13 protein-coding genes and 1 tRNA gene are annotated in these 16112 nt (G+C 50.0%); 7 read left to right on the forward strand and 7 right to left on the reverse strand.

The annotated features are described in order from the left end of the window. Positions 1 to 355: 355 nt before the first annotated feature. Positions 356 to 2818: a PAS domain-containing protein gene (locus F7231_RS19940; RefSeq protein WP_166693284.1), complete on the reverse strand. Its 2463-nt coding sequence runs from the start codon at positions 2816 to 2818 to the stop codon at positions 356 to 358. Between the two features lie 401 nt (positions 2819 to 3219). Here F7231_RS19940 and F7231_RS19945 point away from each other — a divergent pair, with 401 nt between their 5' ends. Further along, positions 3220 to 3420 (forward strand): hypothetical protein, encoded by a 201-nt coding sequence (locus F7231_RS19945; protein ID WP_085413888.1) that lies wholly within the window; start codon positions 3220 to 3222, stop codon positions 3418 to 3420. A 1256-nt stretch (positions 3421 to 4676) separates the two neighbouring features. Here the strand turns inward: F7231_RS19945 and F7231_RS19950 are convergent. Continuing rightward, positions 4677 to 4749: transfer RNA gene (locus F7231_RS19950), tRNA-Thr, on the reverse strand. A gap of 142 nt (positions 4750 to 4891) precedes the next feature. After that, on the reverse strand, positions 4892 to 7321 hold the full coding sequence (locus F7231_RS19955) for a DUF349 domain-containing protein (protein WP_166693285.1): 2430 nt from the start codon (positions 7319 to 7321) through the stop codon (positions 4892 to 4894). A 784-nt stretch (positions 7322 to 8105) separates the two neighbouring features. Between F7231_RS19955 and pdxH the strand changes: the two genes are divergently transcribed. After that, entirely contained in the window at positions 8106 to 8747 is a 642-nt protein-coding gene (gene pdxH / locus F7231_RS19960; protein ID WP_085413886.1) for a pyridoxamine 5'-phosphate oxidase, read from the forward strand. Between the two features lie 87 nt (positions 8748 to 8834). On the opposite strand, the gene bshB1 is transcribed toward pdxH, so the two are convergent. The 3 genes from bshB1 to F7231_RS19975 all read right to left on the reverse strand — a co-directional run bounded on the left by bshB1 (position 8835) and on the right by F7231_RS19975 (position 11020). Continuing rightward, positions 8835 to 9557: a bacillithiol biosynthesis deacetylase BshB1 gene (bshB1, locus tag F7231_RS19965; RefSeq protein ID WP_166693286.1), complete on the reverse strand. Its 723-nt coding sequence runs from the start codon at positions 9555 to 9557 to the stop codon at positions 8835 to 8837. Between the two features lie 96 nt (positions 9558 to 9653). Next, entirely contained in the window at positions 9654 to 10475 is an 822-nt protein-coding gene (gene menB / locus F7231_RS19970; protein WP_166693287.1) for a 1,4-dihydroxy-2-naphthoyl-CoA synthase, read from the reverse strand. 89 nt (positions 10476 to 10564) lie between these two features. Next, positions 10565 to 11020: a DUF2452 domain-containing protein gene (locus tag F7231_RS19975; protein WP_166693288.1), complete on the reverse strand. Its 456-nt coding sequence runs from the start codon at positions 11018 to 11020 to the stop codon at positions 10565 to 10567. A 124-nt stretch (positions 11021 to 11144) separates the two neighbouring features. Between F7231_RS19975 and F7231_RS19980 the strand changes: the two genes are divergently transcribed. The 5 genes from F7231_RS19980 to F7231_RS20000 all read left to right on the forward strand — a co-directional run bounded on the left by F7231_RS19980 (position 11145) and on the right by F7231_RS20000 (position 15577). Further along, positions 11145 to 11603 carry a QcrA and Rieske domain-containing protein gene (locus F7231_RS19980; protein ID WP_166693289.1) on the forward strand — a complete coding sequence of 153 codons (459 nt, stop codon included), beginning with the start codon at positions 11145 to 11147 and terminating at the stop codon, positions 11601 to 11603. Position 11604: 1 nt separating this feature from the next. After that, the gene (locus F7231_RS19985; RefSeq protein ID WP_166693290.1) at positions 11605 to 12654 is read left to right on the forward strand and encodes an AMP-binding protein; all 1050 of its coding nucleotides are present in this window, start codon (positions 11605 to 11607) and stop codon (positions 12652 to 12654) included. 59 nt (positions 12655 to 12713) lie between these two features. After that, positions 12714 to 13655, forward strand: coding sequence for a ribose-phosphate pyrophosphokinase (locus F7231_RS19990; RefSeq protein WP_085413880.1), 942 nt, complete (start codon positions 12714 to 12716; stop codon positions 13653 to 13655). Between the two features lie 96 nt (positions 13656 to 13751). After that, positions 13752 to 14318 (forward strand): 50S ribosomal protein L25/general stress protein Ctc, encoded by a 567-nt coding sequence (locus F7231_RS19995; protein ID WP_085413879.1) that lies wholly within the window; start codon positions 13752 to 13754, stop codon positions 14316 to 14318. Between the two features lie 203 nt (positions 14319 to 14521). After that, positions 14522 to 15577 (forward strand): saccharopine dehydrogenase family protein, encoded by a 1056-nt coding sequence (locus F7231_RS20000; RefSeq protein WP_166693291.1) that lies wholly within the window; start codon positions 14522 to 14524, stop codon positions 15575 to 15577. A gap of 69 nt (positions 15578 to 15646) precedes the next feature. On the opposite strand, the gene coaD is transcribed toward F7231_RS20000, so the two are convergent. Then, the gene (gene coaD / locus F7231_RS20005; protein ID WP_085413877.1) at positions 15647 to 16105 is read right to left on the reverse strand and encodes a pantetheine-phosphate adenylyltransferase; all 459 of its coding nucleotides are present in this window, start codon (positions 16103 to 16105) and stop codon (positions 15647 to 15649) included. Positions 16106 to 16112: the final 7 nt, after the last annotated feature.

The raw sequence follows: 16112 nt of genomic DNA on the forward strand, positions 1-16112 counted from the left end.
GGAAAGAGACACGTGCTAACAGAAAACGGTTAATGAACACTTCATTTATGCCCGAACATCCACAGGCTAAGTAGGTAGCTTTGACTCCATGTTTAGCCGGTCCCTAAAGCTACCAATAAAGGGGCAACGTTGTCCGTTTTGTTTTAATGGCCACTGGACTTACTGCTCATTGAAAAAGGCCTACTAACTCTTTATTAGCTAATGAAGGTGCTATTTTGGTACGCGCTTCGATCGGTGATCTTCGCTGTTGTTAAGCTGTTTAGTTCTGTTCTGGCTCCTGAGTAGACGGATAGGCTGCTCGGTGGCCAGTTGTAGGAGTCGCGGAGGTGTATCAAGACGAGAAAGTCATTCAAAGTCATTCTATTTGTTTAGGCAGATAAACGTAAAATGTGGCTCCTGTACCGGGTTCACTATGAGCTGTGATGACTCCGCGGTGGTTAGCAACAACGCGCTCGCATATGGCTAGTCCTATCCCCGTACCTGGATAGTTATTTTTGCCATGTAGCCGCTGAAAAACCTGAAAGATGCGATCCAGGTGCATTAGATCAAAGCCAATTCCGTTGTCTTTGATACTGATCTGGTGGTAGTACTGGGTAGTGCTCGTGGGATAAATTCCCGACGGCAGCTCGTGGAGACTGCATGATCTATAAGTGATGCTGATCTGAGGCTGCTTACCGGCAGCGGTAAACTTGATTGCATTGGAGAGTAGATTTTGGAACAATTGACCTAACTGAGTTTCATCCCCTTCTACAAACGCCAAGTCATCTACCTCAATGTGCGCCCTACGTTCCACGATGTCCAAGGATAGCGTATCCAACACGCTGGCCAGAATAGCATTGAGCGAAACTAATCCAAAGCTTTGCTGCCGGGTGTTGATACGTGAGTAATTCAATAGATCCCTAATCAGCAAAGACATTCTGGACCCTGCTGCCGTTATCCGGCTCAGGTAATCGAAAGCTGCAGGATCTAGTCGAGTTTCGTAATTCTGGCTTAGTAATAAGCTGAACGACTGAATCTTGCGCAGCGGCTCCTGTAAATCATGCGAGGCAATGTAAGCGAACTGCCGCAAATTATCGTTCGACCGTTGAAGATCCTGGTTGGCCTGCGTCAGTTCCTGCGTCCGTTCCTGCACGAGACGTTCCAATTCTATCTGTTGCTCGCGTTGCTGGGTAATGTCTAAGGACGTACCAATAATTCGGAGCAGTTTCCCTTGCGGGTCAAAATAAGCTTGAGCAAAGACGCGTAACGTACGTTGGCGGGCCGTTTTCGGGTTGATAATACGGTATTCAATCGAAACTTGATTGGTGGGCTCAGTTCCTGGCTGACTAATCTGAATAAACGCGGCTTCTGCCCGCTTGCGGTCATCGGCATGAACAAAGTTGAAGGCCTGTGCCACCGCGACGTCTTTCTCATAGCCCCACCATTCAGCCACGCGTTCATCAAAAGTCAGGTTCATGTTGGCTACCTCAATGGCCCAGTTGCCCAGTTGAGCCAGTTCAACTGCACTGGTTAGTTGTTCCTGCGCCTGTTCGAGTTTTTGACGGCTTTTGACCTGACTCGTTACGTCAGTTGCGATAACCAAAATACCCACGGTCTGATCATCACCCCTGCGTCGGGGTTGATAGGTCATATCTACGTAAATAAGTTCTAATTGGCCTCGACGGATAAGAGTGACCGCTATTTCCTGAGCCACATAAGGCTGTCCCGATGCGATGACTTGATGCAGAAGCTGATCAAAACCCTGTCCCTTCAGTTCGGGTAAGGCAACCAAGAGGGGCTTTCCAACAAGCTGTTCCGGTGTGCGGCCCACTAACTGCGCATAGAACGGATTGACCATGCGAAAGGTCAGTTCGTGCTCGTCCAACAGAGCAATCGCCACGGGTGACTGTTCAAAGGATTGCAGAATCTGTCGCTGAGCCTCGTCAATCTGTTGCTGGGCGATCACCCGGTCGGTCGCATCAACGGCCATGTTCATCACGGCATATACCTGCCCCTTGGCGTTGCGCAACGGTTTGTAGGTAAAGTCAAAATAATAAGTAGTTAAGGTATCGTTGACGACTAAATCTGTCGGCACACCTTGAGCGGTATAGGGTACTCCGGTCGTATAGACGGTCTCTATGATTGGTAAAAACGGTTGACCCTGTAATTCCGGCATTGCCTTAGCCAACGACTTTCCTAATACGGTAGAATCTTTTCCCCAATAGCGTAACATTAAGTCGTTGGCCAAGTCGATCCGCAGTTCACGGCCAGTAAAAAGAGCAGTGGCTATTGGAGCTTCCTGCATAGTAGAGCGGAATTGAGCTTCGCTCTCCATGACTTTCTTGTTCTGTCGGCGCAGTATCAACAGATTGACGACTTGCTTGGCTAGAATCTTAAGGGCTGACAGTTGTGCCTGAGTGAGTTCTTTAGGCTCCTGATCGATCACGCATAGCGATCCTAAAACAAATCCCTGTTCATCTACCAACGGGGTACCGGCATAGAAAATAACCTGCGGGTCTTGAGTAACCAAGGGGTTATTGACAAATCGGTCATCCTGGCGTGAATCCGTGACAACTAACGTTTCATCAGGGTTCATCAGGATATGGGCACAGAAGGCGAATTCGCGTGGTGTTTCCCAGATCTGAAATCCATGATTGGATTTAAACCACTGTCGTTTAGCATCAATTAGCGTGATGAGGGCGATCGGTGTTTGACAGATTTGCGATGCAAGTTGCGTGATTTCGTCGTAGTCCTGTTCGGGGAGGGTATCAAGTATATTATAACTACCAAGTGCATCCAATCGATTTGCTTCCGCATCTGGCATTCGGGATGGATACATAAGTAGGTATTTAGGTAATATAAATGTAAAAATACCATAAGCATATGCTACTAACTAAACATTAAAGATATTAAAATGGCTATTCCTTAAACTAATCTTTAGACGCGCCATCTATGCATGTGTATGGGTCAACTTAAAATCAGCTGCTCTACCGAAGAACTATACGGTTTCTGACTATAAACAATATAGACTACAAGGATAGTCAAGAGGTAGTTAGGCTTATGCTGGAAAACGTACCATCGCTGCGGTATTCTCATAGATGTGATGTGCGAAATTGGGTGTTTAAACAGGTGCAAATGAGTCGAATGGCCGAAGTAATTAGCTTACCACGAAGTTACCATGTGTATAAATTGGTGTAGTTATTGCTGTAGTGTAATTACTTATATTCAACTATTCAACCTATGGGCACTACTTACTACCAACAACTCAATGTCGAGAATGTACCAACTTCGATATTCAACAAGAAACTACAGGCGTTTGCCCTGTATTACCGCTGGCAACGGGCTAGTAACTACTTGTTCGTAGCCAGCCAGATCGTGGAGAGAAACTTGACTGACAGCTTTATCAAGTTTGCCGTTCCATCATCAGACAGTAAGAAATAAGAAGAGACAGTTTAATCTCTTACCTCGTAAAGCGATTTAAAAATTTTGTTTTAAGGTGTGGATAAGGTGAAAAGCCTACCAGCTCTGCTGGTAGGCTTTTTTTGTTAGTACGCCTATCTGTCCTATCGAGGGGGGATGTGCGCAATTATATAAAGTCTTTATAAAAGTATCCAACGGGAAAGGCGTCGGCAGGAGACATTTGCAGGGTACAAATTAGCGAGGGCAAACCAAGTTTTACCAATGGCAATCGCTCGCAGAAAGAACTTCGTCTAGATTCAGTGCTCACCTGTTTTTAGGCGATTGCATAACTGAATTTTGGACTCTCATCAGGTAAGACATAGTGCCTCACTTGGTGCCAGAAAAAGGTCTGCGTTTGTCCCACCTCCTTGGATTCGACCTCGCTACTTTTACGACCAATTAACAACCTTACCCCTCCGTTACTCGTAGGCAACCCACTGCTATAACCACCCCTGCCATGGTTAGCAGCCTTTGTGAATTATCTACAGCCAAGAGCCGTCGATGACAGCCATTAGTCAAAAAATAGGCGGTGAGTAGAGCATTCTTCACGGCATGCTCATCGACGGTAAACTATGCCCCTCCGTATGTCACAGAAGAATGTTCCATCATTGGCATAACGGAAGAGCAGCTAGTGGCTGGTAAGGCGTAGGAGTGCCTGTGCAAGTATAAAGCACATTCTACATCTATAAATTCCTGAACGTACCTTGTACTTGCAGCCTGAAAATGCAGGGTCAAAATTGGGATTGTTTGTATTGCTCACCTGAGCAGGCGGATTCCTGATGCCTCAACTTTTCGAAGCCATCGACGGGAAGCCCGCTTGTTTTACAATAGGCTGGCTTTTTGGTTAGTATGTGTTATTAGCTCAGGCTGTACTTGGCTAAGCACCAGACTGTAACCCTGGCGTTCGTACTAATACTGGCGGTTAGACTCCGTCTATCCCCACACTATTTGTCCGGTATGCGCTACGGTTAGGCTGCAGACTGCAACCCTACTTTTAGTCAGAACGCTGGGGCACCAAACTGCTGAGATATAGCGCCTGAATCGTTTAGGATGGACCAGAAACGTTCGGTGTAAACCAGTACGTAGTCGCCAGCGTTTTTTCATTGACTCATAGCGAGTCATACTTTATAAATGACCAAGCTTGATATGCTCTGCGATCGGGCTTCTTTGTGGGCTAGGGCTACGGGCGAGGCAAATAAAAAAGCCGCTACGAATAAACGTAACGGCTTGAATTTTAGAGCCTCCAGTCGGGATCGAACCAACGACCTACTGATTACAAGTCAGTTGCTCTACCAGCTGAGCTATGGAGGCTTTTTCTTTTCGCTATGGCTATGCTTCCTGCGAATCGTGATACAAAAGTAGGCGTTTCAGAGTATTTCTGCAAGCGTTCGACGCAAAAAAAAGAGCAACTAATTTAACATTAGTTGCTCTTTTTTATAACTAGCTGATTGTCTTACTCCTGATTCCGGAGCTGCTCAATCTGACGTTGTGCATCAGCAATTTTTTTCTCAATATCAGCCCGTAACTGATCGGCGTTCTTCGACCGAGCGAAAAACTCGATGTTATTTTGGTAGGTCGCAATGTCATTCTCAAGCGAAGAGATCCGCCGACGGGTTTCGCTGCCACTTCCTTCACTACTCCGGCGGTAGGCGGCGTAATCGCCACTGTCGCGATAACCACCACTATCGCGGCCGCCATCACGACCTCCATGGAACCCACCTCCTTCACGGGGGCCTCTATCGCGGCGAGGGGCTGCCCCTTCGCCACCGCCCTGCCGAGGTCCACGGTTACCGCCATCGCGCGATCCACGATCACCACGGGGAGCGTCTGAACGCGCGCCACGGTCACCGCGAGGACCACCAAACCGAGACACTTCGGCTTCATTATCCTGAATAGCCCGTTCTTTCTCCGTTGTCGATAGCGCACCATTGGCACGTACCAGCGCGTTGATAGCTGCTATGTAACCTTTCTGGATGCGCTCCTTATCTTTTTTGGGTACAAATCCAATGCTGTTCCACTCCTCTTTAAAGGCGTTTAACTGCGACAGGTCAGCACTTTGCGTAGCTGATGCTTCGATCCGGGCAATCAAGTCTTCCTTTTTACTCAGGTTAGCCTCGAACTCACGGTCGGTATCTTGATTACGGTTACGCTTTTTGTCGAAGAACGCGTCGCACGCCGCTTTGAAACGCTCAAAAATGCTGTTCTTCTGTTTCTCAGGTACCTGGCCAATATTCTTCCACTGACGCTGAAACTCGATGACACGCTGGGTAGCATCAGCTGACTCGTCGCCAGCGGCTAGAATCGCCTCAACCTGCTCACACAGGTCCGTTTTCGCTTTCAAATTCTCTTCACGCTTACTTTCCAGCTGACGGAAAAACTCGCCTTTGTTGGCAAAGAATGTTTTCAGCGCGGCCCAGAATTTCTTGCTAAGCTCTTTGCCTTCTTCACGAGGCATTGGCCCTTTAATGGCATTCCAGCGGTCCTGAATTGCCATGACCTCTTTGGTCTTGTCGTTCCAGTCATTGATACCCGACGATGTGAACGAAGTAAGTGGAACCAGTTCCTCGTAAATCTTCGATTTCTCTTCGTAGAGTTGCGATGATTCTTTCCGGTTCTCTTCATTCTGACCGCGACGCTTCTCATAAAGGGCATCAAGTGCCACTTTCATCCGCTGCCAGAGCACTTCCTGCTCGGCTTTTGGGGCAGGACCAATGTGCTTATATTCTTCAAACAGCGCGTTGGCATCGTCGATTGTCTGGCGCGTAACGTCTTTTTCAGCGTACGCTTTCACCATAGCCTCAACCTTGTCAATCACCTCCGCTTTTTGAGTCGCGTTCTTCTTACGATCCAGCTCTTTTAGCTCGAAATAAATATTCCGGTTGCTGTAATAGCGATCAACCAGGGCATGATAAGTAGCCCAGAGTGTTGCATTGTGTGGCGAGTTGATATTACCAGCGGCTTTCCACTCATCCTGAATGGCCTTGAATCCATTCCAACTCGTTTTGGCATCTCCAGCGTTCGATTCATCTGACTCAACCAATTCACGGAGTCGGCGAAGTAGATCTGTCTTAGCGTTGAAGTTCGAATCTTTCGCTTTATCGAGCGTTTGGAAGTACGTGTTTTTCTGCGACTTAATCTGCTTGTACAGGTCTTCGTAGCGAATAGCCAGGTCATCGGTTCGGAACTGGAATCCTTCTTCGGCACCAGTATCTTCAACGTATTTGGCAAGTGCAGCCTGACGTTCAGTCCGTTTCAACTGATCCATCACCGGCTTGGTCTGCTTCAACACATCATCGGCCTGACGGAACAAACCAGGAGCCACAGTCTCGGCCTTTAAGCCATTCAGGGTCTGATCGAGCACGTCAACCAACTCCTGCTTTGAGTAGTTGCTATAATCAACGGCGGGTTGAGCGGGGGCTTCTTCAGCCTCACCAGTCTCTACCTCGCCATAATTTGCTTCGGTAACTTCAGCCGCCACCGTCGGTTCCTCTTCTCCCGATGTAGTCTCTGGCAGACCAGCCTGGGCAGGGTCATCCACGGGTAGCGCTTCTGTAGCAGGTTCGTCACTAGCAGCGGGCGCATCGGCTACAGCTAGTTCAGGGCTATCAGACTCAGCGGCTTCGCTGGTGGCTGTTGTAAGCACTGTATCAGTCACGTCGGCAGTTGGCTGTTCGGCAGCGGGCTCTGCTACCGCCTCGTCAGCAACCGCATGGGTGGGCTGTTCGGCGATAGGGGCTTCGGCTGTCGGAGGCACAGTGGCTTCGTCAGTTTCCGATACGGGCGTTGAAGCGACCTCATCGGTCGCCGTAGTCGTTTCCGGCTGGTGGTTGTCAGGCTGGCTCACTTCCTCAGGCCGGTCGATTTGCTGTTCTTCGTTTGTCATGTTGGTTACGCACCAATTACTTTTGCAAAAGTACACAAACGGAACCAAAACTGCTTATTCTTTTAGTAAGCCGCATTTTGACCATTTGTATGTGGGGCGCGAAAGCTTTTTCTTCGTCTAATTTCGCGCTTTGTTTCAGTCATGTTTTAGCCTCGGTTCAGTAAAACGAACGTACCTGAACACAACTAAAACACCTGAACAATGCTAACTGCCCAGGCGTTTTTTATGTTCACCAATTGGGCTACAAATTCACGGACGGAGCCATACTAAACTCAGGGCGGATGCGCCCTAAGTCAGTAGTAAACGTTGGCTGGCTGACCTTCCTTGTATGCGGGTGTATAGGTCAATGTATTTCATTTTACCTGACCCATGTACCCTTTCTGAACTCTTCCCATCAGGTACCTTGTCGAAAAGAATGGTGGTTGCGCTGAGGAATACACACATAGAGAATCTACGTCGTAGGGGTCAAACTACCATATGACAGTAGCCATTTAGATCATGCTGACCTCCAAACAATCTAAATAAACTGACTGCACCCTATCTTTCAGTAATTGGCCATACGTATTTAAGGATTCCCGTTCTTGGCATGGAGCCAGTTTCTAATTAGTTACGATCTGTTTCTTCACCTAACGGTGCTAATCCAGAACGGAACCAATTAAACAAGACAACCCTTTGCCCTATACCTGAGAGTTGATACTCTCGTACCGTACCTTAATACAGGCAGCAATGAACAGCCGTGGCATCTGCACAGCTAGCTCATACATTGCCCTTGCGCACACTCATTATGACAGTTCCGATTGCCGATTTGCGTAAAGATTACACGCTAAATGGTCTGGATAAGACCGATGTTTTGCCCGATCCGATTGCTCAGTTTCAGCAGTGGTTCGACGCCGCACTTGCCGCTGGCGTTCATGAGCCAAATGCAATGCATTTGGCAACAATAAACGCCCAGGGGCGGCCAGAAGGTCGTATCGTACTTGTAAAAGGGATTGATGCAACCGGCTTCTCATTCTATACGAATTACAATAGCCAAAAGGCTGCGTCGCTGGCGGTGCATCCAGTGGCGTCGCTTACCTTTTTTTGGCCTGAGCTGGAGCGTCAGGTGCGGATTGAGGGCCAGGTAGAAAAGGTCTCGGAAGCTGAATCAGACACTTATTTCAACAGTCGCCCACGCGGTAGTCAGCTTGGCGCTTGGGTGTCGCAGCAGAGCGAAGTTATTTCAGGACGTGATGTGCTCACTGCGCAGCAGGAAACGTTTGAGGCTCAGTTTGCGGGGAAACCAATTCCCCGTCCCCCACATTGGGGTGGGTTCAGGGTCATCCCGGATAGCATTGAGTTTTGGCAGGGGCGCCCAAGCCGCCTGCACGACCGGATTCGCTACCGCCTTGAGGCAGGTACGTGGCAGATCGAACGGGTTTCGCCCTAGAGTAAGGAATCTATAACAACGAGTGAACAGACAGATAGCAGGGTTATGAACCTGCTATCTGTCTGTTCACTCGTTGTTATAGATTCCTTATTTGAGATCAAACAAATTCGCCACCCCCAGCATCCGTTTGCTGATGAATCCTTCACCAAACTCAACGTTAATCATGTGCCCCTGATCGCGGGTACGTGATTCCAGAAACTTCATAAACGGCTCCCCAGATATATAACTCTGCGGATCGGGGCTTTCAGGATTAAAGAACTGACTTTTGTAAGCCTTGATAGCTTCCAGTTTCTGCTCCCAGTATGGCGTTATATCAACGACAAAATCAGGCATGAGCGAACGGTCCTGTATAAAGTAATAAACGTAGCCGGGCCGATGCGCTACCTGTAATTCCCCGGTAATGGGGTCGGTAGTCTGAATCTGACGAAGGCCACTATAAAAGCAGGCATCCGTGACCAGCTCTGCCGCACGGCCGTGATCGGGGTGGCGATCTTCGACGGTGTTTGTCAATACAATGGATGGCTGGTAGTGCCGAATCCAGGCAATAAGAGTCCGTTGGTGTTCTTCATCGTTCCGGAAGAAACCGTCTCTGAAGCCCATGTTCTGGCGATCCGTCAACCGCATGATTCGCGCTCCTTCAGCGGCTTCCTGCAATCGAATTTCAGCGCTCCCCCTTGTGCCAAGCTCCCCCTGGGTCAGGTCGATTACAGCGACTGTTTTACCCTGGTCTACCAGCGATAATACCGTTCCGGCACTCGTCATCTCTACATCGTCGGGGTGGGCCGCAATGCACAATACGTCAACTTTCATAAAAAGAAAGTTTGGCGTGTATGGGTTTTGGGTTGATGTTGCGATGCAAGTAAGCATCGCAACATCAACCCAAAACCCATACACGCCAAACTACTGTTAAGGGAATTTTGGAAACTTGCTGAAATCGGGTTTACGCTTTTCGAGGAAAGCATTCTTTCCTTCTTTAGCTTCGTCCGACAAATAATAAAGCAGTGTAGCATCACCGGCCAATTGCTGAATCCCGGCCTGACCGTCGAGCTCCGCGTTGAACGATGCTTTCAGCATACGGAGTGCAATTGGACTTTTTTCCAGAATTTTCTGACACCAGGCTACGGTGGTCTCTTCCAGTTTGTCCAGCGGAACAACTTTGTTGACCAACCCCATGTCTAAAGCTTCCTGAGCATTGTATTGATCGCAAAGGAACCAAATCTCCCGGGCTTTTTTCTGACCAACAACCCGCGCCAGGTAAGAGGCACCAAACCCGCCGTCGAATGAGCCGACGTTTGGTCCTGTCTGGCCAAAGCGGGCATTTTCAGCGGCAATAGTTAAGTCACAGACGACGTGCAGCACGTGGCCACCGCCAATGGCGTACCCAGCCACCATAGCGACTACCGGTTTCGAGCTGCGTCGAATCTGCATTTGTAAATCCAGCACGTTAAGGCGCGGCACGGCATCTTCGCCAATGTAGCCGCCATGTCCCCGTACCGACTGGTCACCGCCACTGCAAAATGCGTCGGGGCCTTCGCCAGTTAATATAATTACGCCGATGCGCTCATCCTGCCGGGCAATTTCCATCGCCTCCGACATTTCTTTGACCGTCAAAGGTGTAAATGCGTTGCGCTTGTGTGGCCGATTGATGGTGATCTTAGCGATACCCTCAAAGTGATCAAACTTAATCTCGCGGTACTCGCGGATCGGTTGCCAGTTATATGTGCTCATGTTGTGAATGAGTGACTGACTGCCTGATTATACATGACTGTCCAGCAAGCTGGCATAAGTGAAGCGTAGTCAGTCAGCTAATCAAGCAGTTAGTCACTAAATTGTACTTCGTGATAAGTAACGTCCCAGGTATGGTCGGCAAGCATGCGAACGGTAGCCACGCAGCGTTCAAAAGGAAATTTGCGGCCCCATTCGTGCGGCGCAATCATTGACAGGGCGTCGGAACCGTTTTTGCGGAGGTAAAAGTAGTAGGTATGACCAATAACGGGCTCGAAGCTCATTTGCGCACTGTAAATCCGCTCCGATACTTCAACTCGGTTACGAATAGCCGTGGCTTGTTCGGCGAGCAGTTGCATCTGTTTATACAATTGCGCGATCTGCATGTCGGTTTGCTCACGCATAGCCGCCACGGCACGGCCGGTTATTTTGCCTTTGTCTTCCGGCCGAATGATCGCTCCACCCGCCGTGTGCGCGTATTCAAGCAGTCCGGGCCGATCCGTCACTTTATCGGGCGAAATCGGATTGACGATTTTGGCTTCTTCCATACTGTGTTAGTAACCACCTGTCTGTGGGATTGTTCGGGCGGTGTTGCTGATAAAGTCAGACCGTTCAGATACGGTTTTATGCCACAAAAGTACTTAATTTGGGTATCATCCCGACGCCAGTATTATGGAAAATCCACTTGCTCCCACACCTGCCACCATCCTGACACGCACTGATTTTGTGCGACTGGTTGGTACAAGCATTGGCCTTATAGCCTTCACCAACTGTATAGCTGCCTGCGGTACAGACGGCGGTGACCCTGCCCCCGCCGCCACGGTCGATTTTACGGTGAACTGGGCCAACAGTCCCTACAGCAATCTACAAACAAAGGGTGGGTACGTTGTTGAACAGAATGTGATCGTTGCCCAGACGCTGACGGGCGAGTTTATCGCGGTATCGTCGATCTGTACGCACGACAGGAATGCGCTGGTGTTTCAGGGAACTAATAACCGGTTCTACTGCCCCGCCCATATGTCGATGTTCAGTACCTCGGGCGCCGTAATTAACGGTCCGGCTTCCGTTGCCTTAAAAACTTACACCGTAACCGTCAACCAAACCACCGGCGAGATTCGGGTGAAGGGATAATATGGACGAACATCCGTTTCTGGCCGACTGGCGGGCCGGCCAGCTGCAATTCACCCTTCACACGTCGGGCTCAACTGGAACGCCGAAACCAATCAACTTAACGCGTGCCCAGATGGAAGCCTCGGCCCGCCTGACCGGACAGACGTTTGGCCTACAGACTGGTGACAAAGCCCTGGTTTGCCTAAATACAGGCTATGTTGCCGGGGTGATGATGCTGGTCAGAGGCGAAGTGCTTGGGCTGGAGCTAACGATCGTAGAGCCATCAGCCAACCCGCTGGGTACGTTCGATCCGGCCAGCACGCGCTTTGATTTTGCGGCATTCGTCCCCCTGCAACTGCAAACGATGCTTACTGATCTGGATCAGCACGGCGAGCCAGTGGCCTTACCGATTCTGAGCCGAATGAAGGCCATGTTGGTAGGCGGCGCTGCTACCAGCCCTGCACTGGAAGAAGCCCTTCAAGTAATTGAGGCTCCCGTTTACAGCACCTACGGTATGACCGAAACCGTATCGCACATTGCCATACGCCGCCTGAATGGCACCCAACGAACTGATCTCTTCACAGTATTACCCGGCGTTGACGTTGGTGTTGATGAAAGGGGCTGTCTGCATATCACTGCCGCGGCTTCTAATTTTGAGCGTATTCAGACTAACGACGTGGTCGAGTTGGTCACACCCGAGTCGCCGACTGGTCAGGTATGTTTCCAGTTGCTTGGTCGTGCTGACTCGATCATCAATACCGGTGGCGTGAAGGTGCAACCAGAAGCGGTTGAGCGAGCGATTGACACACAACTAACCGCTTGGGGGCTAACAACCCGGCTTTTTGTGGCGGGTCTTTCGGATGAGCGACTTGGGCAGCGGGTTGTCTTGTTTCTGGAGGACACTGAATTGACCGCAACCCAGTGGGCAACCATTCAGCAGTCGGTTCGCGAATCAGTCGGTCTATATGCGGTACCGAAATCCTTGTATAACGTACCTGTATTTACAGAAACAGCAACGGGTAAGGTGGACCGTAAGCGCATTGTTGCGCCATATATCCAAGATATGGCCTAACGAAGCTGGATTTCCTGCGATTAAATCCGTACTTTTGCGGGAAATTAAGGCACCGCAACATGGCTTCGTTTAATCCCGTCAAAATCTTTTCAGGCAGTCAATCCACGTACCTCGCGGAAAAAATTGCGCACTATTACGGAAAAGACTTGGGCGGATACACCTGCCGCCGCTTCAGCGATGGCGAGATGTCGCCCAGCTTTGAAGAGTCAGTTCGGGGTTGTGATGTGTTCCTGATCCAGTCGACTCCACCGCCGGGCGATAACCTGATGGAATTGCTCCTGATGGTTGATGCCGCCCGCCGCGCCTCAGCTCACTACGTAACGGTCGTTATCCCCTATTTCGGCTATGCCCGGCAGGATCGAAAAGACAAGCCGCGCGTAGCCATTGCTGCCAAGCTGGTCGCCAACATGCTGGCCGCCGCTGGTGCCGACCGGCTGATGACCATCGATTTACACGCGGGTCAGATTCAGGGCTTCTTCGATTTCCCCGTCGACCATCTGGAAGGTACATCAGTATTCGTACCCTACATAAAAAGTCTGGCGCTGGAAAACCTCATCATTGCTTCGCCAGACGTTGGTGGCGCCAACCGCGCCCGCACATTTGCCAAGCACTTCAATGCCGAAATCGTCCTGTGCGACAAGCACCGGAAGCGCGCTAACGAAATTGCTTCGATGCAGGTAATTGGTGATGTAGAAGGCATGAATGTGGTTCTGGTTGATGACCTGATCGACACGGGAGGTACCCTGTGCAAGGCGGCACAAATTCTGCTCGACAAGGGCGCGCAGTCAGTACGGGCCATTTGTACGCATCCCATTATGTCGGGCAAAGCGCACGAAAACATTGCCAATTCGGTGCTGGAAGAATTAGTGATAGCCGATACGCTGCCACTGAGTCAGCCAAATCCAAAAATTAGGGTACTGTCGGTAGCGGAACTATTCGCGAAAGCCATTGGCCGTATCCGTGACCACGAATCTATTAGTTCACTTTTTATACGGTACTAACTAGATGCTGCCCGAGTCCTGTTTGGCTCGGCGATGTAGATGGTTGAATACCACATTTTACCAGTAATAAATACGGACAACAGTCCGTGATACATCATGAAAAAAATCGAGATTGTAGGGTATCAACGAGCGAATCTCGGCCGGACGGAATCACAAGCCATTCGTGCCGAGGGTAATGTACCCTGTGTGTTGTACGGAGGCGCTGAGCAGGTTCACTTCACAGTTCCTGCCATTCTATTCCGTCCGTTGGTGTTCTCACCTGATGTGTATGACATCACATTGAACATCGAAGGCGCAGAGTACCGTGCCATTTTACAGGAAACTCAATTCCACCCGGTAAATGACTCGCTGATCCACGCCGACTTCCTGTTGGTAACCGATAAGCCTGTTAAAGTAGCTATTCCTGTTCGCTTGAACGGTACAGCTCCCGGTGTGCAGAAAGGTGGCAAACTGGTTACCCGGATGCGGAAACTGCGCGTTCGTGGACCAGTTGACAACATCCCCGAATACATCGACGTCGACGTATCGAAACTTGATCTGGGCAAAGTTGTTCGGGTTGGTCAGATCGAATTGAACGGCATCGACATGCTGGAAGAAGCAGCTAACCCTGTTGCCAGCATCGAAATCCCACGTGCACTGCGTGGCCAGGTTTCGGCGAAGTAATTTATTGGTTTGCCGTTTGCTGTTACGCTGCTTATTACCGATTGAGTATTAAGCAGAATGACAGCAGACGGTAAACCAATTCTAAGCTAATAGATACGCGAAAGCCGACTCGGATGAGTCGGCTTTTCGTGTTATTTGGGGATGTGGATTTTTTATCGGTGGTTTGTGCAGCTAAAGTTTTACTTCATCAACCATCAAACGCTATGCAAAACCTTGTTGTCGTTGGTCTTGGCAAAGTAGGGTCGCTTGTGGGCCTCCTCCTTCATAAACGGTTCACCATCAGTGGATTCGATCGTCAAAAACCAGTACAAGAATTACCATTTCCCGTCCATCTTGGCAGTGTTAGCGACACAGCCGCACTGTATAGCGCCCTCAGAAATGCCGATGGTGTGGTGTCGTGCCTTCCTTACAACCTCAACCTGCCAATTGCCCGTATTGCCCATGAATTAGGCATTCATTACTTCGATCTAACCGAAGACGTACCTACTACCGACGCCATTCGGGAGATGGCAAATACGGCAAAGGGGGTGATGGCTCCCCAGTGTGGCCTTGCTCCTGGTCTGATTGGCATTGTCGGCTCCGACCTGGCTAACCGGTTCGACCGACTTCGCGACATTGAACTTCGGGTTGGTGCCCTCCCCCGTTACCCAAACGGCTTGCTGGGCTATTCATTTACCTGGTCGCCAGCGGGAGTCATCAACGAGTACCTCAACGACTGCGAAGTCATTGCCAACGGACAGCGTAAGATGGTGCCTGCGCTCGACGGCATTGAGGTAATTAATATCGAAGGGCAGGAGTTTGAGGCGTTTAGTACCTCGGGCGGGCTGGGTACGTTGTGCGAGACCTACGAAGGCAAAGTCGATACACTGAACTACAAAACCATCCGCTACCCCGGCCATTGCAAGCTCATGCGGTTTCTGCTCTATGAATTGATCCTGAAAGATCAGCGCGAGCTAACCGAGAAAATTCTGACCGAAGCCAAACCACCCGTGCAGGATGACGTAGTGTACGTGTATGCCGTAGTTGAAGGCTGGCGGAACGGGCAGCTGAGCCGCGAAGAGTTTTACCGGGCCTACCACCCCAGGCTTATCGATGGGCAATCGTGGCGGGCTATTTCCTGGACAACCGCAGGCTCCATTGCGGCCGTGGTGGAGTTGGTAGCTGATGGTAAACTGCCTCAGCAAGGCTTTTTAAAGCAGGAAGACATACCGCTACAAGCCTATCTGGAGACGGTGAACGGAAGCTTTTTCAACGATTAATGGCATTCAGTAGGGTTCGGCCCCGTTGGCTTCTGTCAACGAGGCCGAACCCTACTGAATGCCAATCGCTCACTTTTCCAGCTTGTACGGCAGGAAGGCATCTACCGGCTGGCCGTAACGGTGCAAATCACGAATGATGCTGGAACTGATAGGGGCCAAATGCGGCGACGTAATAAGGAAGACGGTTTCAACTTCTTCGTAGACGTACCGGTTTACTTGTGAGATCCCATTCTCGTACTCAAAATCCGTTGTATTACGCAGGCCACGAAGCAGGAACCGGGCTCCTAGCTGGCGTGCTACGTTGGCGGTGAGACCATCATAGCTAACTACCCGTACGGCGGGCTCATCGCGAAACGTGCCTTCTATCCAGGCGGTCATCTGTTCCAGGGTGAAATAACGCTGCTTGTTGGCATTGCGACCAATACCGATAATTACCTCGTCGAAAAGGTGCAGCCCACGGCGGACGATATCTTCGTGTCCTTTTGTAAAAGGGTCAAACGAACCAGGAAATAGAGCAATACGGGACATAAGGGAC

Origin of the sequence: Fibrivirga algicola (genome assembly GCF_011742925.1) — a bacterium.
Taxonomy (GTDB): domain Bacteria; phylum Bacteroidota; class Bacteroidia; order Cytophagales; family Spirosomataceae; genus Fibrella; species Fibrella algicola.